The sequence below is a fragment of the Zunongwangia sp. SCSIO 43204 genome (genome assembly GCF_019904275.1).
In the GTDB taxonomy this organism is placed as follows: domain Bacteria; phylum Bacteroidota; class Bacteroidia; order Flavobacteriales; family Flavobacteriaceae; genus Zunongwangia; species Zunongwangia mangrovi.
This window is the reverse complement of record NZ_CP063204.1, coordinates 2,288,777-2,308,875: the sequence shown is the minus strand read 5'-3', so window position 1 is coordinate 2,308,875 and position 20,099 is coordinate 2,288,777. Positions and strand designations below refer to the sequence as shown.

The following is a 20,099-nucleotide window of genomic DNA, read 5'->3' as shown; positions in this document are numbered from 1 at the left end:
ATATTAATTTTTAATGGCTTTTTTCCAGTTATTATATATTGATTTATAGGTTTCAACCAGTTCTGGTTGCGGTTTTATGGTTTGAAGACATTCCAGACTTTCAAAGGCATCTTCAAGGCTTTCGTAGTGTCCATAGCCATAGGCTGCTCCTCTGGCCGCACCATCTGCTCCGTTGGTTTTATAAAGCTGAAGTGTAGTATTGGTAGTATTCACGAAAATTTCCTGGAAAACCGGACTCAAAAACAAGTTATCTTTCCCGGCTCTTACTGTTTTTCCTGAAGCGCCAACTTCCTGCATAATTTCAAATCCGTAATTCATAGCAAACACAATTCCCTCGCAGGCTGCTCTTACTAAATGTGGCGTTTTATGAATGTTGAAGTTAAGATTCGATATTCCAGAAGAAACTTCTCTATTCTGAAAAATTCGCTCCACTCCATTTCCAAAAGGATGAAAAAGTAAACCTTCACTTCCAGGTTTCGACTGTGCAGCCATCTCATTTAAATACTCATAATCGACAATTTTCTCTCGGCCTGAAGACAAAATATTTCGCAGCCACTGGTAAAGAATTCCAGAACCATTGATGCAAACCATCACACCATTCCTAATTTCATTTACTTTGTTATTTACGTGCAAAAAGGTATTGATTCTATTATCCCTGTCGAAAGAATGATTTTCACTAACCGAATAAATTACTGCGGAAGTTCCCGCGGTTGTCGCAATTTCACCCGGACTCAGAACATTCAGTGACATCGCATTATTGGGCTGATCACCGGCTCGATACGTGATTTTAACGTCTTCTGAAAGACCAAGTTCTTTTGCAACTGTTGAAGAAATTACGGCCTGATCTCCAAAATTAGAAACCACTTCAGGAATTAAGTCTTCTGAAATTCCGTAGTGATCAAGAATTTCTGTAGCCAAGCGCTGTTCTTTAAAATGCCAAAGCATTCCTTCAGATAATCCACCTTTACTTATTTGCGGTTTTTCACTAAAACAGGCAGCGATATAATCGCCAGGTAGCATCATATAAGCCGCTTTTTGATAAATTTCAGGCTCATTTTCTTTTACCCATTTTAATTTTGAAGCCGTAAAATTTCCCGGGCTACCCAAAATCATATCGTGACATTGCTCCTCACCAATTTCTTCGAAAGCTTTATCACCAATTGCAGCTGCACGGCTATCGCACCAAATTATCGATGGACGTACAGGGTTTAGCTCCTTATCGGTTAATACCAAACCATGCATCTGGTAAGCGACACCAATTGCTTTTATTTTGGTTAAATCGATTTCATGTTCAGATCGTAAACGTTGTAGTGCAATTTTTACATTTTTCCACCATTGGTTTGGATCCTGCTCTGCCCAACCGGGCTGCAAAGCTTCCATCGCCATTTCAGATTTTGGCTCGCCAACGGCAGCAATACTTTGTTGAGAATTAGCATCGAAAATCGATAATTTCACCGAACTACTTCCCAAATCTATTCCTAAAAAATACATTCTAAGTCGATTTTATTAGTTTCTGAAGTAATTTTCAAAAGACTAATAGTTTATTTGACTACAAGTATAAATTAAATTTTGAATATTATCAAAAATTATATGGTAAAAATGACTAATACTAAAATTAAATTTAAAATAATAAGATATAATCTGTTTTCAGGGTATTTTGAATAAATATTTCTGAATAATTTGAATGAATTTATTCAGAAATTGAAGATTAGTTTAAAATCGATGATCTCAACTGTCGATTTCAGCTGAAGATTGATTTAAGAAAGTATAAATTCAGTAGAAATCAAACCAACCACAAATAAAAAAGCCCTGAAAAATCAGGGCTCATTTTTTACAATTTCAGCAATAATTATTTTACGCGGTAAACAGTTCTAAATCCTAAATGATCTGTCCCAGAATCCATCGAAGTTCCCATCCTGGCCGAGATTCGGTAACTAGCACAATACGATTTATTACATAAAAACGAACCGCCCTTTATCACTTTTTCCTTTTGGTAAGGATTATCTTCATTAAAATAGGTAATAGAACCTTTTGGATTTAATAATTCTCCCTGTTGCAAGGCTTGCTGGTAATATCTGGTATTAAAATTATCTTTGGTAAACTCCCAAACATTTCCTGCCATATCATATAAATTAAGGCTGTTTGGAGGAAAAGATTTTACCGGAGCTGCATATTTATAACCATCCTCGGGAACATTTTTCACCGGAAATTGTCCCTGCCAGGTATTGGCTTCATCATTCAATTTCGATTCGTCATCACCCCAGGTGTAAATACCACCATGACTTTGCCCGTGCGCTGCAGCTTCCCATTCGGCTTCTGTTGGTAGATCACGTCCCGCCCAGCTTGCGTAAGCTAAAGCATCTTCGTAAGCAACATGCACAACCGGAAAATTATCTTTGCCTTCGATACTACTATTGGGGCCTTGCGGATGCTTCCAATCGGCACCACGTTTCCATTCCCACCACTGGCCATAGTCGTTAAGATTAGTCATATTTTCTAAGTCTTTTCTAAAAATCAAAGAACCTGGCTGTAAAATGCTATCGGCTGGTTTTGGTGTTCCCGGCGGTAATTGTTCTTTTAATTCTTCCCAAACAACAGGGCGCTCTGCAATGGTTAGATAACCCGTTTCTTCAACAAATTTTTTAAACTGCGCATTGGTTACTTCGGTTTGATCGATAAAAAATCCATCTACCGCTACCGGATGCGCCGGCTTCTCTCTTGGTAATGCATAAGGATCGCCATCTGTAGCGCCCATTGTAAACTTAACACCAGACACCCAAACCATTCCCTCTGGAGCTTCAATTTCTTCCGGTTGTTGTTTTAAAAGATCTTCAGAATTTACTTTATTGACTTCAGCAGAAGTTTGTTTTTCAGTTTGCTGATTTTCGTTAGTTTGAGATTCTTTTCTTTCAGCTTCATTCTTACAGGAGAAAAATAAAAGGCTAAACAAAAGAACCGGATATATCGATAATTTTAGCATTAATGTATTTTTTATCAAATATAATTAGTATTCCGAAGAAATCATACCTATTAACACATTGCTTCTTAATAATACAATAAAAAAGGCCGACTATCGAAAGTCGGCCTTCAATTCACATAAACCACCTAAACTCAATCTTATCTCTAAATAGATCTCCAATCCTAATTTTATAACAGCGTACTAGGACAAACGTATGCTGTAACCGGAATTTTAGTTTCCTTTATCGCCTTAAAGCCATCGATAACATCTGTTAGTTGTGACCAACCGCGCTGCTGTAAAATCGAGGCAGCGATCATGCTTCGATAACCACCGGCACAATGCAGTACAAATTCCTGTTCCTTAGGAAACTTTTCTAAATGCTGATTAATTTGATTTAGCGGAATATTTACTGCACCTTCAACATGCTCAGACTCGAATTCACTTTTCTTACGCACATCGATAATCACAAGATCTCCCTTCATTTTTTGCTGAAGCTCTTCCGCAGTAATTCTATTTACAGCATCAATCTCATTGCCTGCCGCTTCCCAGCTTTTCAAACCATCTGCTAAATAACCCTGAGTATTATCGTAACCTACACGGCTTAACCTTGTAATGGCTTCTTCTTCTTTTCCATCTTCAGTAACCAGTAAAATAGGCATTTCAAGATCTGGAATCATCTCTCCTACCCAAGGCGCAAAACTTCCCTGTAATCCTATATTTATACTATTTGGAATATGAGATTTTGCATACTCATCAGCACTTCTTGTATCTAGAACAAGAGCGCCTTCTTCGTTAGCGACTACTTCAAATTCTTCCGGACTTAAAGCTCGTGCCGCCTGTTTCATTACTTTATCAAAACTTTTATATCCGCCAATATTCAATAATACGTTCTGCGGAAAGTATTTTGGTGGGGCAGTTAAACCGGTTAAAAGTTCTTTTACAAACTCTTCTTTGGTCATATCTGCTCTTAGCGCATAGTTTGTCTTTTTCTGATTGCCCAGCGTATCAGTAGTTTCTTTACTCATTTTTTTACCACAAGCAGATCCTGCTCCATGATTAGGATACACAATTAAATTATCACTTAAAGGCATAATTTTATTACGAAGCGATTCAAACAAATGTCCGGCAAGTTTTTCTTCTGTTAGATCTGAAACTACATGCTGTGCTAGATCTGGTCTTCCCACATCTCCGATAAATAAAGTATCACCAGTGATGATTCCATGCTCTTTCCCTTTATCATCGATTAGCAAATAAGTAGTACTTTCCATTGTATGCCCGGGAGTATGCAAGACTTTTACTTTATAATCACCAATCTCGAAGATCTGGCCATCTTCAGCAAGGATAGTCTCGTAATTTGGTTTAGCATTTGGCCCAAAAACGATTTGCGCGCCGGTCTTTTTTTGTAGATCTAAATGACCGCTAACAAAATCGGCATGAAAATGCGTTTCAAAGACGTATTTAATTTTCGCATTATCATTTTCTGCTTTCTGGATATATGGATTAACTTCTCTTAATGGATCAAAAATGGCTGCTTCACCTTTACTTTCGATATAATAAGCCGCATGGGCAAGACAACCGGTATATATTTGTTCTACTTTCATAATTTCTAAATTTAATATGAAGTGATTTTGTTTGTTTCTGAGTGTAAAAATAATAGAACAATAATATTTAGACGGTAACTCTTGTTACAATTCCCATTTTTAGCAAACTATCTTGGAGCAAGCCCTCGAGGCATTAGTAGGAAACAAAATTTTAATTTCGAGACAAGCCTCGGGGTATTACACCCTTTGGCGGTGCGAATAAAAATTAAGTCAGATTTTATCCAAAATAGAAAAGGAGATCCCGAAGAATCTCCTTTTTACAGTTAAGCGTAATAATCGATAAAGCCTGTAAAACCAAGCATGTATTGCTTTATCGATCGTAAAACTAACTAAAAATCAGCTTAACTAATTATTCAGTAATATTGAAATGTGCATCTGCACTGGCAACATTACCATCGTGATCTGTTACTTCTAAAGACAGGTGATATTCTCCTGATGCGGCATCTGCTGGTACATCAAAATGCTCATGGAAATCGATAGCAGTTTCATCTTCGTAAGTGTAAGATTGCTCAAATTCCCAACCTTCTCCATCTTCAGAATGGATATGAATTTCTACATTTTCGATTCCGTGTTCACCTGCGATTTCAGCATCTACATGCATTTCTTCTCCGGCAGCTACATTTTCGTCTACAGTTATTTCTGAAATTGTTATCGCTTCAGCATCGTTGTCTTCATCGGTTACATGAAAGTGAGAACCTTCAGAATAGGAGTTACCTTCAGCATCAATAACAGTGATCGTAATATGATATTCTCCTAAAGCTGCATTTGCAGGCACGTCGATATGCTCATGAAATTCAGCTGAAGTCCCTGAATAATCATCATAAGTTTCACCGAAAGTCCATTCGATCTCCCCTTCAGCTGGTTCTAGATCGTGACCGTGAATACTTACTGAAACCGAACCTATTTCGTGATCTGCAGCTATTTGTGCTTCTGCATGAAATTCTCCACCTCTAACAGCATCTTCACTATGGATATCTGTAATCGTAATTCCGTGTTCTTCACCGGTGTGATCTTCTCCAATGATCACTTCTACATACACCTGATTTTCGTTTCCTGAAACATCGATCACGGTAATCCCTAAATGGTATGGTCCCTCTGCAATATCGTCTGGAATTTCGATATGTTCGTGTGCATGGTAGGTTTGTGGTGCTCCTTCAATATTAAAAGTCTGATTAAAAGACCAAGGACTTAATGAAGTTGCCTGCATTACAGGATCAAAAGAAACAGTACTATTTAAAACGCCAGAATGTGTATGCCCGTCAAAATTATTATGAATATCAACTCTGTAAGAAGATAACGCATCGTTATCGCTAAAGTTTACATCAAAATGCAACTCACCACCTACTTCAAAAGCTTCTCCTTCTACAGGATCGTTTACTGTAATTTCAGGACGTTCACTATCCAGGATTTCATCGTCGTCACTGCTACAGGCAGCAAAAAATGTAAGTGTAAAAAGTGCTATAAGTTTTATTGAAAAATTTTTCATCTTAAAATTTGAGATTTTTATATTATTTATCGTCCAAAAAGGAGAAAACCTTTAAGGCTATGTTATTTTGAATTTTGTAAAAAGTATTTGTCTTAAGCTAAATCGAAAACGGGTGGTCCCCTAACGAAAAACCTTAACTGATGAAAAGTTTTTTGGCTAATCCTAACCTCAGAAAAGGCATTTTTAACTACGATTATTAATGGAAGTTCTTCTTTATAATTTTCCTTCGGAAGTATCCCGCGATATTCCCCATGTAAAAAATGAGAACAGGTATGTGGTGATGCTATCTTCTGAAAACTAAGCTCATTTTGCTCAAAAGAATTGGCATGCTCATTAAGGATTATATGCGCCGACCATAAAATTGGGCCAACCGGAAGTAAAACCAGTAAAAACCGACTAATATGTTTTAACCACCAATTTTTCATGACTGTCCAAATGGAATTTTAATACTCAGCTGAATATTTCTTCCCATCTCGGGAATTTGCAATCGGCGATAAAAACTGGTATGGTTAAAATACTTTGTATTGAAAAGATTATCTATTCTGAAGTTAATATTGGCCTTAAAATCATCGAATTTTAGCTTAGTTTGAAAACCCATTCCCCAAAGCGAATAGCCCGGCGTAATATCTTCGCCCTGGGCAATTCGATCTTGCTTCATCACAGATCTATTATTAATACTTACTTCTGAAGCTTTCAGAACTTTAGAATCTGTGAAAACCTGGTAACCAACTTCAGTAAACACATTATTTGCTGGCGTAAACGGTAACGGATAATTGCGCGACCTGCTGGAAGTTAGCTGCTGATTGTATAAATATTCGCCTGCTACACCAAAATGCCAACGACCAATTTCTTTATCGATCTTAAGTTCTAAACCGGTAAGTAAAGCTTCAGATTCGGTATAACTATATAATTGCCCGGAATGTGGCAGTAACGAAAAAGTTCCGCTGGGACGTAAAAAAATATAATTACTGAAAAAATAAGCATACGGACTCAGGTTGATATTCCATGAATTTTCAGCATAATTTAAACTTACATCGGCCATAAAACCCTGCTCGGGATCCAGGTTAGGATCGCCCTGCTCGTGCCTGAAAGATCCATGATGAATTCCGTTTGCACCAAGTTCTATCGCTGTTGGTAAACGAAAAGCCGTTCCTAAATTAACTTTACTGCTAAATTGCTCGTTAAACTGATGATCCCAACCTACACGTGCATTAAAACTTGTAAAATCACGGTTCAGATCCTGGCTTCGCTGTGCGTAAGCGGTTGCTGTTTCTTCAGATTGATTATTTCCGATTAAAAATTCATACAAATTGGGATCGTAATAGCCTTCCATATCGATCTTTCCATAATCGAAACGAAGACCTAAAGTCCATAAATTCTGCTTAGAAGATTCGAACTCGTGAATAGCGAAAATCGCGTAATTAGCCGAGTGATATTCTGGTAACAGAAAGTTGAATCCTTCTATTTCGTTATTTTTCCATTGTGCATCTATCCCAATCTGAGTCTCATTCCTTTTATCAAAATCGTGATGATAAGTGGTCTTTGCACCGTAAGTATCCAGATCAAAATCCAATTCTAAATTCGGGTTTACTTCTGGTGGCTGCTGCCCGGCGTAATGCGTGTGGAATAAACTCCATTCCTGGCGATGATTTTTTTGAAAAGAAAGATCTACATCTAATTCTCCATTTTCAAAAACAAAGTTCGAATTACTAATTACTTTAAAATGCGTAGCACGCTGAAAAGGCTCTTCGATATTTCTGGTATCACCGTCTGGTTGTACTCTACTTATATCTGGAATTCCGTGCGAACCTGGGAAAAATCCAGATTTTTGATACACATTACTCACACTTAAAGTAGACGAAAATCGATCTTTAACCACTCCCACCTGCGTGTACCAATCGAGTTCTTTCCCCGCGGTATTCTTCAATTGCTTGTCGTAAATGGGAATATCAAAATTTAAATACGAGATCTGGTCTGTGGGTAAATTATAATCCCCAAATGTTAGTCCGGTTAATTTTCCTTTTACAAACCAATCATTTTTTTTATAAGCGATTTGTGCAGAACCTCCCAAACTATTATTCACACTCTTAGCGAAAGTATAAACGCTACCCGATAAACCATCTTCAGGCACTTTATTATTCTTTATACGAACCACGCCTCCTAGCGCATCGCTTCCATAAGCAATTGAACCTACTCCTTTGATTATTTCCAGATCTTCAACCTGAAGCGCATCGATCTCTAAGCCATGATCTGCGCCCCATTGCTGCCCTTCCTGTTTTACGCCATTTTCTGTAACAGCAACACGATTAAGCCCAAGCCCCCGAATTATTGGTTTTGACGCTCCAGAGCCAATTTGCATTGCGTTGAATCCAGGTAACTTTTCAAGACTCGATGCCAGAGAACCCGAAAATTGATCCTGTAAATACTCATTATCGACATATAAGACCTGCTGACTCGTTTTTTTATGCTGATGTCCTTCTAACATCACCTCATCCAAGCCATTTACAGACTGCTCTAAAATAAAGTCAAATTTCCGATTTTGATGAAGCTGAATTATCGTATCTAAAGACGTAAATCCAATGATGGAGACTTCGATTTGGTAGGTTCCTTCAGCTAATTTTGCTGAATAAAAACCATCTTCTGAAGTCCAAAAGTATTGATCTCCAATTTTAATATAAGCACCATCTAAAGCATCCCCTGTTTGAGAAGTAACTGTTCCTGAAAGCTCAAAATTAGAATCCTGAGCAAAAGAATTGAAAGTTAACAGGGATAAGCATAAACCTATCCAAAAGAATTTCATAAAACGAATCCGTAAATAAAAAATGTAACATTGCCTAAAACCTACAAAGATCAATAATGGGTTTTTAAGGCGTTAAAAAACACTAATTAAGCACGGATGGCTGGTGGAGCCCGTAAAGAAAAATAAGGATCTGGGCAGTCCCAGATAGTTTGCGATAGTGAAAGTGAATAAACAGATTCTTTATTCGGGATAAAAAGATCGAACGTAAAAAACTCTGGTGAATCAAAGCCAGAAAAATGGAAATCGCAAATTTTACAATCCATACCAGATTTTACGATATTCTTATCCATTTGCACGATGTGCGTGTGGTCTTTTGACATTGAATCCTGAGAAAAACCATGTTCAAAAATATGAACATAAGGATATACTAGCGCAAATGCAATTAAGAGCGCAGTAAGAATAGCTGTATATCCGGTTATTTTTTTCATTGAACGCAAATGTAGCAACTATTTATGCGCTTGCAAGCTATTTCTTTAGAAAATAATAAATCGTTTTATCGAGTTTGAACAAAAAAAATCAGGATAGCTTAGTTTTAAAACCAAACTATCCTGAATATCAATATTGTATATTTTTAGATACTTTTTTTAGAAGAGTATCATTTTTATTCCTGTTCTTTTTTAAGCCAAAGCTGCTCCATATCTTCCAGAGATCTTCCTTTGGTTTCTGGAACAAATTTCCATACAAATACTGCTGAAATTACTGCAAAAGCACCATAAACCCAGTAAGAGAATCCATGATTAAAAGTATCTACCAGGAAAGGATTATTATTCATAATTGGGAAGGTCCACGAAATTAAAAGATTGGCTAACCACTGCACTGCAACGGCAACAGCCATTACTCCTTTTATCGAATTTGGAAATATTTCTGAAAGTAATACCCAGGTAACCGGTCCCCAGGAAACTGCAAAAGCAGCAATATAAACCAACATTAGTAATAGTGAGGTAAATCCAACAGCTCCAGAAAATAGCGAGAATCCTAAACCTATCATGCTAATTCCCATCACTACACTACCAATTAATAAAAGCTTTTTTCGACCAAAATTATCTACCGTCATAATCGCAATTACCGTAAAGATCATATTTATAGCCCCAACAATAATAGTTTGCAACATCGAAGCATTGGTATCTACACCCATTCCTTTAAAGATTTCTGGAGCGTAATATAAAACCACATTAATCCCTACGAATTGCTGAAAAACAGAAAGCAATAATCCTACGATGATCACCGGCCACCCGTAAAATAACCAGTGCGCTTTCTTAGTTTTGAACGAATTTTTGATTTCAGACAGAATTCTATCTGAAGAAGATTTTACATTCAATTTATCTAATATCGTCTTGGCTTTTTCCTCATTTCCTTTCATCACCTCAAAACGCGGAGTCTTCGGCATAAAAAGTAAAAGCACAAAGAATAAGAAAGCAGGAATTACTTCAGATAAAAACATATATCGCCAACCCGATTCTGTAATCCAGTCATCAGATTGTCCCTGCACAATAAAGTAATTCACAAAATACACTACCAACATACCTGTTACAATAGCCAGCTGATTAAAAGAAACCATTTTTCCACGAATATTAGCCGGCGCCATTTCAGCAATATAAAGCGGTGCCAACATACTCGCGATCCCTACGCCCATTCCTCCAATAATTCTATAAATAATGAAAGAAGAAAGCGTTTGGATCCCAAATACATTAAAAGCCTCTGGGTATCCAGATCCTAAAGCGGAGATTAAAAATAGAATAGCAGCAATCACTAATCCGTTTCTACGTCCTACCGAGTTTGCTATAAAATCTCCAAAAGATGCACCTAAAATACACCCAACCAGAGCACTACTCGTCATAAAACCTAAAATAGAATTTCTAAGGTTCTCGGTTAAAACATCGGGAAGATCTAAGAAATACATTTTGAATAACGGGATAGCGATCAAAAGGAATATGACGATTATGGCTATAGAGGTTATTTTCTTAAAAAACTTGAACAAGAAATATCCAAATAGTATCAGCACACCAATTGATACGATGCTAATGATACCTTTAAATTCTATAATTGCTCCGGAAGCTAAAACGTTATCGTTATCGAGCGGATTTATAAAAAAGGAGTTCATCGCCCCTACTGCTCCAGAGATCACAGCGGTATCATAACCAAATAGCAAACCTCCCAGGCTTGCTACAAGTGTGATTAGGATGATAAGCTTATTGTTGAAAGAGTTTTTGTTTTCCATTCCACTAATAGTTATTAAGACTACAAGTATAATCTAATTTTATATATTTTTCAATAAATACATCGGTTTTTTACCAGTTAATAATTTTAAAAGCCTAAAATTATCTATAGCCTTAAAATTAGAGCCTCAAAAGTTCCAAAATTTGCTTGCCCAGGCAATCCAGGTACTCCAGTTTGGCCCTGTGCTATGACCACCGGCATGCTGTCTAAAAGCGATTTCACCATCGGCCATTGCGGTTCCTAATTTTGGAAATTCTGAAGTTTCTAATCCGCTTTTTCCCAACAGTTCATAGACCGGTGTCGCATGAACTCCAGCTAAGAACATTCCTTTGGCATCTACCCACTGCCCTTCAACTAAATGAGAACCAGAACTAATAAAAACAGGTCTCGGTGCGCATAAAGCAACTAATTGATGGGCATCTACCGGTAAATCTTCAGTTTCTAACGCTGAGGCATATTTTATGAAATTTCCGCAAAACCAGTGATATTCACCAGAACTCGCTAGGTTTTCTATCTGTTCGCCAAAATTTCTTCGCAGTAAAGAAGTTCCGCCTGCTCCAGCAGAGCCAAAAAATCCTAGAGAAATTCGATCATCAAAAGCCATGCTTACGATGGCTGCTTTCCCGTATCTTGAAACGCCTTCTACTGCAATTCGGTTTTCATCGATCTTAGGATTGGTTTCAAAATAATCCATTGCTCGACTTGCTCCCCAGCCCCAGGCTCTTAATGCTCCCCATTGCTCGGGCTTTCTGGGTTTCCCATGATTTAACAAACCGATAATTCCTGAAGTTAATCCTGCACCATTATCTGCCTGGATACTATTAGGAACTAAAATCGCGTAACCTATATTTTGTGATAATACCTGTTGCTTCCACTTTGGCTCGTAAGCCGAAGCAAAATAGCTACCCGGTTCGCTTGCACTTCTTTCAAAGGGTGAATTTATAAATCCAAATTCCATCACCATAGGCACAGCTTCTTTTGCTCTTTTAGGAATCCCGACCAAAAGTTCGATTTTCACCTCGATCTCTGGATAAGCCGAATTATCAACAACACCTTCTAAAAGAATTTCGGTTACAGGATAAGAATATAGGGTTGTATCCTTTTCTGAAACAATATTCCATGTTACTGAGGGAATATTTTCTGGTAGGCGACCATAGACTGAAGTTTCAAAATCTTCCACAATTTCTGGTCTGCGAATTTCCCACCAGTCTTCAGCAGTAGTGATCTTCTTTCCGTTATTACTCACCAATACTTCAGGGAGATCGTAAGATTTCACTTTACTTTCGTCGAAATTAGCCGAATTTTCTGAAGCTGGATTCCCAGAAGGTCCCGGCCTGTTTTCAGCAGTAATTCCCAACTGCTTTTTCATTTGAATAAAGTTTTGATAGTTCAATTTATTGATACTATCCTGGTATGCTTTGTAATCTTGTGCTTCTGCAGAAAAACTTAGCAGCAAAAAAAGGACTGCGAAAACATCGAATATCGATCTTATGTTTCTCATAATTTGTAAATTCTGAGTAAAATACCTCGGGCAAGCCCACAAGGCATTTGTTGGAGATAAATTTTTCATTTCATGGCGAGCTTCTGGATATTATAGCCTTTGGCGGTACCAATAAAAACCTCGAAACCAAGGGCTTGTTTTTATTTTTTAGGAAATTTGTAAATCTTATATTGAAATTAGTATTCGGCGTGTGTTAAAACCGAATACTAATTTTTGATATCTAGTTGGGTACAGCATTGTTTCCAGAAGTTGCGTATAATCCCATCATACTACCGGTAAAACCGCCCGCAACATCTGTAGACAAAATGTCGCCAGAAACTGTTCCGCCAAGATTGGTAAAATCTTCGCCCTCTTTTGCAAAACTGAATTTATATTGATCACCATCTGCTTCTACTTTTAATTGCAGATCACCTTTGTAATCTATTTTCTTACTGGCCAAAATGGTCTTTTTTGAATCCTCTGTACGTTGTAACAATAAATAGTAATCTTTATCCTTTTTGGTTACTCCAAAAAGATAATTGAAGTTTTCATTCTGTAAACAAACAATTCCGGCAAGATCTTTTTCAGATTTTGGAGTGTAGTTCATCTCTGCTGAAAAAGAAAAATTATTATGCTGTTGGCGATAGAATAAGGTCGAAGTTGGCGCTAATTCGTTGATATTTGTTTCAAGCGGATTAAGTTTTAATCCGTTTTTATCTTTTTCGATAAAATTCTCACGAGGCGCTCTAAGGCTTATCCAGCGATAATCTAAAGTATCTGCACTAAAATCTTCTTCGTAAGTGAAATTTCCGTTAGGAAAATAACCCTCTTCAGTGGTTTTATTCTCTACACCTTCTGGCATTTTTAGTTTTGGCTCTAAGGGCACTAATCCGTTTTCAAAAACAGGAAATTCACCAGACCAGTCTACCGGTAAAATAAACGTTTCTCTACCTGTATTCACACGATTTTCTTCATTGGGTCTAACCGCAAGAAAAACTCCGTAATACTTATCATCTGGACCTTTAACCAAATCGGCATGCCCGGCCCAATCTACTTTATTTTCACGATTTGTATTTAGATGACGTTGTGATAAAATTGGGTTATTTCCAGAAGGAATAAATGGTCCTTTTGGCGAATCACTTTTAAAGATCACCTCACTATGCCATCCACCGGTACCACCTTCAGCACACATTAGATAATAACTTCCATCTTTTTTATACATATGAGGAGCTTCGATCCAAATAGGTTGCTTGGCCAAATCTACACCACCATTTACGATCACTTTATCGGTACCAGGAATTACCTGATCTTTCTCTGTATCATATTCCCAAACTTTAATTACTCGATGTCCCTGGTAAAGTGCTTCTTCTGGCGCATCGTTATGTACCACATAAGCCGATCCATCATCATCAAAAAAGATGGAAGGATCGATTCCTTCAAAATCTAATTTTATAGGATCGCTCCATCCCTTCATAGGATCTTTTGTTTTCACTACGATATTTCCCATACCTGCAGTAATTGCCGTTGTGATCATGTAAAACGTATCGTTGTTTGGGTTATAGGTTATTCCGGGCGCATACACACCTCTACTTATCCCGGCATTGGTTACGTCTAACTGAGACGTTCTTTCTAACACATGGCCAATTTGTTTCCAGTTTACTAAATCTTTTGAATGAAAAATAGGCACCCCAGGAAACATCGCAAAGGATGAGCAAACCATATAATAATCATCTCCCTTTCTGGTGATCGCAGGATCTGGGTAAGTTCCCTGTAAAATAGGATTGTAAAACTCTCCTTCTTTTAAAGGGTTTTCTTTGTAAACATCGTCATTACCCTTATAAATCACCTTCGAGAATACGGGCTCATTTTTTTTAGGTTTAGTTTCGTCGTTTTCACCATCATTTTTTCCTAAAAAGGAAAATAACGCAAGGAATAATGGCAGAATAAATAATATCTTTCTGTTCATTGTTAGGCTTATTAATTATATAATCTGATTTTGTTTAGTTTTCGTTCTATTTTTTATTTCGTAAAAAGTGAAAGATCGATCGATTCGCCCATCACTTTATAGCCTTTTTCGTTAGGATGTAAATAGTCGCCAGATTGCAGGTCTGGATGGATTACATTAGGCTCATCAGGATTTTCAAGGAATTTCGAAAAATCGATCACCGCATCGAATGCGCCACTATTTCTTATCCAATCGTTCACCTTTTGGCGCGCTTCTTCTCTATAATCTTTATAATAAAATGACTTTTCGATAGGTGTAATCGTACCACCATACACCTTTATATCTTTAGCGTGTGCTTTATCGATCATGGTTTTATAGGCTTCGATCAAACCATTAGCCACATTAAATGCTGCTGTACTATCTGGCGTCCCACCAAGATCATTCACGCCTTCCATAATAATTAAAAACTTTACTCCACTTTGGCTTAAAATATCACGATCAAAACGATTTAATCCTGTTGGTCCTAAACCACCTCTTAAGACTGCATTTCCACCGATTCCCATGTTTAGCACTCCTACGTTTTTTGTTTCTGAATGCTGAAGTAACCTCTCGGCTAAAATATCTGGCCAGCGATTTTGCTTATTGGTTCCAGAGCCACGGCCATCTGTAATCGAATTTCCAAGAATCGCAATTGCCGAAGCATTCTCGGCAGCCATTACTTCAAGGGTATTTATTGCATACCAATGATCTGTGGTTACAGCCTTTGTAAAATCTTCTTCTGCAATTTCCTGATTTCCTTGCACTAAATACGAAGTGGTCCTGGAACCTGGATGCCCGGTAATTTTTTCGGCTGTTTCACCAAATTTAATGGTAATCGCCAGCTTGGTTCTAGGATCAAATTCAAAAGATAAAGCGTCCGAAAATACCGCTTCTCCTGCCGGAATGCTAACTCCTACTTTTCCATCGAATTTTAAAGTTTTTACTGTTGAAACATCCACTAATGGTTGTTCTCTGACTATTGCGATTTCTACAGCTTTCATTTCTACAGGACGATCGCTAAACTCGTTAGAGAATTTCAGTCGGATGCTTTTTCCGCCTAAAGACGGACTAATAATTTGCCGTAATGTATTTCCTGTTAAACCGGGTGCTGGTGGCACATTTCTTGGCTCAACTAGTTGCGGAGCGGTACTCCAACTCCCCACCCATTTTTGTTGAATTTCGCTGTTTTTTGAAGTATAATTAGAAGACCCGCAAGATGCCAGCAACATTAAAAATGATGCTATGATCAAGCCTATTCCTATTCTATAATTTAATGTTTGTAACATTCTAAATCTCTTTTTCAATTTGAAATTGTTATATCTTATTACTTTCTTCAGTTTTTACTGAAAATTTATAAATCGTTTCTGAAGAAAACTCCTCTCCGGCCTGCAAAATCACGGATGGGAAATCGGGACGATTTGGAGAATCTGGAAAATGCTGTGTCTCAAAGCAAAAACCAGAACGTTTTTCGTAATTTCCTTTCTGATTCGGGATTTTAAGATTTCCATCTAAAGAATTACCGGTATAGAATTGCATTCCTGGTTCTGTAGTTAAAACCTCTAAAAAACGACCACTTTTAGGATCGTAAGCGCTTGCCGCAAAACCTAATTCTTTATTCGTTTCTTTATTCAGAATAAAACAATGATCGTAACCACCGGCAGTTTCTAATTGTTGGTCATTCTGGTTAATTTCTGCTGCAATTTTCTTCGGCTTTCTAAAATCAAAAACATTATTTTCGACAGCACGAAATTCTCCGGTTGGGATGGTTTCTGAAATTGGTAAAAATGAGTCGGCATTTATCAACACCTCATGATCTTCGATGTTTTTATTAAAATCTGCCGTAAGATTAAAATAAGAATGTTGCGTAAGATTAATAATCGTTTCCATATCAGAAATCGCCCGATAAGTAATCTTTAATTCATTGGCATCAGTGAGTTCGTAATAAACTTTTACTTTTAGATTTCCCGGAAATCCCATTTCTAAATGCGGACTATCATAACTCAAAACTACTTTAGACTCGCTTAGTTGTTCCACGTCCCAAAAAACGGCATCAAAACCTCCAATACCGCCATGCAGGCAATTTTTACCTTCATTTTTATTGACCTCGAAAGTCTCTCCATTCAACCTAAAACTGGCATTTGCAATTCGGTTAGCGTATCTTCCAATTAAAGCCCCGATAAATGGATTTGGCTTTAAGTAATCGTCATCACTAAGATTTAATACCACATTCCCAAACTTGCCATTTCTATCCGGAACTTCAAGATTAGTAATTCGGCCGCCATAATTAATAAGACTCAGCTTAGATCCGCCCGAATTTTCAAGGAAATAGGTTTCAATTTTATGTTCAGTTTCAATACTCATTTTTATGTTTTTGATTGATCATCTCTGGCTGGGTGTAGGGTTAAACTCAACCAGAGATTTAGTAACCAACTGCAAAATTCATGGTTATTCTTGTTTCCAGTCATCAGTTCTAAAGGGCGATGCCGGCAAATCTTCTTCGTTATATAAATTCGCGTTTTGGGGATTATCTGCCCAGGCGTAGCGCACTGCTACGGGATGATCTACTTTTGGGCTATAGACGATCACTTTATCTCCTTCGATCTTAGCTTTTGCCCAAACAAATTTTTTATCACTCCCGGCAATTGCAAAACCTTTTAATTCTTCATCATTCCTGGTTATTAAACCGCTGCCTACGTGATCAAAATTCAATATGATCGAATCTTCTTTAAATTCTGAAGAAGTGTACAATGGCCCGGAAGAAACTACTGAAGTTTCACCATAAGCCACTTTTTTTGCTGAAGTTGCCAGGCGATCGCCCACCGTTTTTTTATCTAAAGGATGAATATCATTCCACTCGCCTACATCGATGATCACTGCCATGCCGGTTTTCGATATTTTTAAGGCATCTTTTTGCGCTTCTCTAAGTCGAGCCCAATTAGAATCTGTTGGATATTCCCGACTTTCCATAAAATTAGCCAGCTGCACAAAAAGAAACGGAAAATCTGACGAATCTTGACGCCAGTTTTCTCTCCAGCTCTCGATCATAGTTGGAAATAACTCGTTGTATTTTTTAGGCTCGCCTGTATTCGATTCTCCCTGATACCAAATAGCACCTTTAATGTTGTAATCCAGTAAAGGATGTATCATTGCGTTATAAAGTCCGGTTGGTTTCCAGCGGTAAAAAGTTTGTGATTGCAAAGCCTTTGCTGCCTTACCCACTTTATATTTCCAGGTTCCTGCAAGATCGATGCTATCACTTTCAAAAATGATCTGGTAATCTTTATCTTTTACAAATCCCGCACTACCTCTTTCACTAATAAGTTTTACGGCAATTGTATTTTCTCCAGCTTTTAAAAGATTGGACGGAATTACATATCTTCTTGGCGGATATTGATAAGTGGTATTCCCTACAAAAGTTCCGTTTACAAAAACCGAATCTGCATCGACCATTCTACCCATTAAAAGTGAAGCCGATTTTCCCGAAAATTGGCTTTTAACCTCAAATTTCCTTCTAAACCAAATCACTCCGTTTACCTTTTCATTTAATAATGCAGGCATTTCGATACTCTTCCAATCGCTATCATCGATATTCGATGTTTTCCAGGCATTTTTTACACCAAGATCTTCAGCATTTATTGTGGCGTACCAATTTTTAACTCGGTTTTGATCTAGTTGTTCTAAACTATCAATCGTGCCTTCAGGCTTTAGTCTTTTTACTTCAGCAATAGCTTCAGGAAAATTTTTAAGCGCTTTTTCACTCATCCAGGCTTCAACAGGAGAACCTCCAAGACTCGCATCGATCAAACCTATTGGGATTTGATAGTTTTCGTAAAGATTTTTAGCAAAAAAATACGGTACAGCTGCAAAATCATCAATAGTATTTGAATGAACTGAAACCCATTTTCCATGAGAAAGATCATCTAACTTTTCAGAAATATTGTACTCTTTCGGCACCTGAAAATATCGAATTTCAGGATTATTGGCTGTCTTTATTTCTTCTGGATATTTCGGCGCTACACGAGACATGGGAAGTTCCATATTCGACTGGCCAGAACATAGCCAAACATCACCTACATAAAGAGAATCCAATTGAATATTATTTTCTCCTGAAATTTCCATTTGATAAGGACCTCCAACCGAAGGATCTTCAATAAAAATTTCCCATTTGCTACCTTTCGCATTGGTTTTGTAGGTTTTTTGCTGAAATTTTATTTCAACCGCTTCTCCTTCAGAAGCCCACCCCCAAATACGTACATTACTATTACGCTGTAAAACCATCCCGTCACTCACCAATTTTGGCAAACGAACCTGGGCTAACAGCGTATTAGTAAATAAAAAAAGTAACAGATAAAAAAAACGCATTGCTTAGTTTATTGAATCCTGAACAGCAGCATTTATGGTTTGTATCGAGCCATCTTCATTAAAAGTAAGCTCGGTCATTTTTACACTTCTTAAATAAGTTTTTCCTTTTGAAAGTGAACTATCGTGGAAAAACAGATACCATTTTCCTTCAAACTGAACAATAGAATGGTGATTAGTCCAACCTAATACCGGTTCTAAGATCACACCCTGATAAGTAAAAGGCCCGTAAGGATTATCTGAAGTAGCGTAAACAATTTTATGTGTATCTCCTGTTGAATACGACAGGTAATACGTATCATCGATCTTATGCACCCAGGCAGCTTCAAAGAAACGACGATCGTTATCACCGGTAAGAAGGTTATTCCCCTCTTTATCCAATAGCTGAATTCTCTTAGGCTCTTCACTAAAAGAGACCATGTTTTTATCCAATTTCGCAATTCTTGGCTCTATTGCTTTTACACTATCTGCCGGGTATACATCTTCATCTGCAAAACTTCCGGTTTCCCAGCGTTGTAACTGTCCACCCCAAATTCCGCCGAAATACATATAATATTCACCATCGGTGTCCTCGAAAACCGCAGGATCTATACTGTAAGAATTTTCAATATAATCTGGCATTGGCGTAAATGGCCCTTTTGGAGTATCTGCAACGGCCACACCAATTCTAAAAATATCGTTTTCGTCTTTTGCCGGAAAATACAGGTAATATTTACCGTCTTTCTCTGCAGCATCTGGCGCCCACATTTGGCGTGCCGCCCATTCTACATCATCTACATCTAAAACAACGCCATGATCTGTAACTTCTCCACCCGCACTATCCATAGAATAGACGTGATAATCCCTCATATTAAAGTGATTCCCAAGATCATCTTCAGGAACACCAGAATCAAAATCATGACTAGGATAAATGTATATTTTGTCATTAAATACGTGAGCTGAAGGATCTGCCGTAAAATCTTTGGTCACTAAAGGCTCAGTTTCTACTTTTCTTACATCGTTTTGAGTAGTTTCAGAAACATCAGACTTTTCTTCTGTTTTATCTTTTTCGGCTTCGTTTTTACAAGACATTAAGATCAAGCCTATTAGCATTCCAGAATACAAAGAGCGCTTATTCATTTTTGATTAAAGTTTTATATTATGAGGATAAATATAGGAAAAATTACTCAATCGTATTCGTAAAATTATAAACACTTTTTATACTGATAATCAG

14 protein-coding genes are annotated in these 20,099 nt (G+C 37.5%); all 14 read right to left on the bottom strand.

The window, feature by feature from the left end:
* Positions 1 to 3: 3 nt before the first annotated feature.
* The 14 genes from INR75_RS10180 to INR75_RS10115 all read right to left on the bottom strand — a co-directional run bounded on the left by INR75_RS10180 (position 4) and on the right by INR75_RS10115 (position 20,005).
* Positions 4 to 1,491 carry an FGGY-family carbohydrate kinase gene (locus INR75_RS10180; RefSeq protein ID WP_223088700.1) on the bottom strand — a complete coding sequence of 496 codons (1,488 nt, stop codon included), beginning with the start codon at positions 1,489 to 1,491 and terminating at the stop codon, positions 4 to 6.
* Positions 1,492 to 1,849: 358 nt separating this feature from the next.
* Positions 1,850 to 2,980 (bottom strand): formylglycine-generating enzyme family protein, encoded by a 1,131-nt coding sequence (locus tag INR75_RS10175; RefSeq protein ID WP_223088699.1) that lies wholly within the window; start codon positions 2,978 to 2,980, stop codon positions 1,850 to 1,852.
* Positions 2,981 to 3,147: 167 nt separating this feature from the next.
* The gene (locus tag INR75_RS10170) at positions 3,148 to 4,560 is read right to left on the bottom strand and encodes a rhodanese-like domain-containing protein (protein WP_223088698.1); all 1,413 of its coding nucleotides are present in this window, start codon (positions 4,558 to 4,560) and stop codon (positions 3,148 to 3,150) included.
* Between the two features lie 349 nt (positions 4,561 to 4,909).
* A complete protein-coding gene (locus tag INR75_RS10165) occupies positions 4,910 to 6,046 on the bottom strand; it encodes a DUF4625 domain-containing protein (protein ID WP_223088697.1) in 1,137 nt (378 codons plus the stop codon).
* Positions 6,047 to 6,138: 92 nt separating this feature from the next.
* On the bottom strand, positions 6,139 to 6,471 hold the full coding sequence (locus tag INR75_RS10160) for a hypothetical protein (protein ID WP_223088696.1): 333 nt from the start codon (positions 6,469 to 6,471) through the stop codon (positions 6,139 to 6,141).
* Positions 6,468 to 8,846 carry a TonB-dependent receptor domain-containing protein gene (locus tag INR75_RS10155; RefSeq protein WP_223088695.1) on the bottom strand — a complete coding sequence of 793 codons (2,379 nt, stop codon included), beginning with the start codon at positions 8,844 to 8,846 and terminating at the stop codon, positions 6,468 to 6,470. The genes INR75_RS10160 and INR75_RS10155 overlap by 4 nt, the downstream gene beginning before the upstream one ends.
* 86 nt (positions 8,847 to 8,932) lie before the next feature.
* The gene (locus INR75_RS10150; protein WP_084842941.1) at positions 8,933 to 9,274 is read right to left on the bottom strand and encodes a hypothetical protein; all 342 of its coding nucleotides are present in this window, start codon (positions 9,272 to 9,274) and stop codon (positions 8,933 to 8,935) included.
* A 173-nt stretch (positions 9,275 to 9,447) separates the two neighbouring features.
* Positions 9,448 to 11,064, bottom strand: coding sequence for a D-xylose transporter XylE (gene xylE / locus INR75_RS10145; protein WP_223091810.1), 1,617 nt, complete (start codon positions 11,062 to 11,064; stop codon positions 9,448 to 9,450).
* Between the two features lie 126 nt (positions 11,065 to 11,190).
* Positions 11,191 to 12,564, bottom strand: a complete 1,374-nt coding sequence (locus INR75_RS10140; RefSeq protein ID WP_223091809.1) for an acetylxylan esterase — start codon at positions 12,562 to 12,564, stop codon at positions 11,191 to 11,193.
* A gap of 220 nt (positions 12,565 to 12,784) precedes the next feature.
* Positions 12,785 to 14,509: a glycoside hydrolase family 43 protein gene (locus INR75_RS10135; RefSeq protein ID WP_223091808.1), complete on the bottom strand. Its 1,725-nt coding sequence runs from the start codon at positions 14,507 to 14,509 to the stop codon at positions 12,785 to 12,787.
* A gap of 53 nt (positions 14,510 to 14,562) precedes the next feature.
* On the bottom strand, positions 14,563 to 15,813 hold the full coding sequence (locus tag INR75_RS10130) for an SGNH/GDSL hydrolase family protein (protein ID WP_223091807.1): 1,251 nt from the start codon (positions 15,811 to 15,813) through the stop codon (positions 14,563 to 14,565).
* Between the two features lie 28 nt (positions 15,814 to 15,841).
* Entirely contained in the window at positions 15,842 to 16,888 is a 1,047-nt protein-coding gene (locus INR75_RS10125) for an aldose epimerase family protein (protein WP_223091806.1), read from the bottom strand.
* An 84-nt stretch (positions 16,889 to 16,972) separates the two neighbouring features.
* The gene (locus tag INR75_RS10120) at positions 16,973 to 18,889 is read right to left on the bottom strand and encodes a sialate O-acetylesterase (RefSeq protein WP_223091805.1); all 1,917 of its coding nucleotides are present in this window, start codon (positions 18,887 to 18,889) and stop codon (positions 16,973 to 16,975) included.
* A gap of 3 nt (positions 18,890 to 18,892) precedes the next feature.
* Positions 18,893 to 20,005 (bottom strand): glycoside hydrolase family 43 protein, encoded by a 1,113-nt coding sequence (locus INR75_RS10115; protein ID WP_223091804.1) that lies wholly within the window; start codon positions 20,003 to 20,005, stop codon positions 18,893 to 18,895.
* Positions 20,006 to 20,099: the final 94 nt, after the last annotated feature.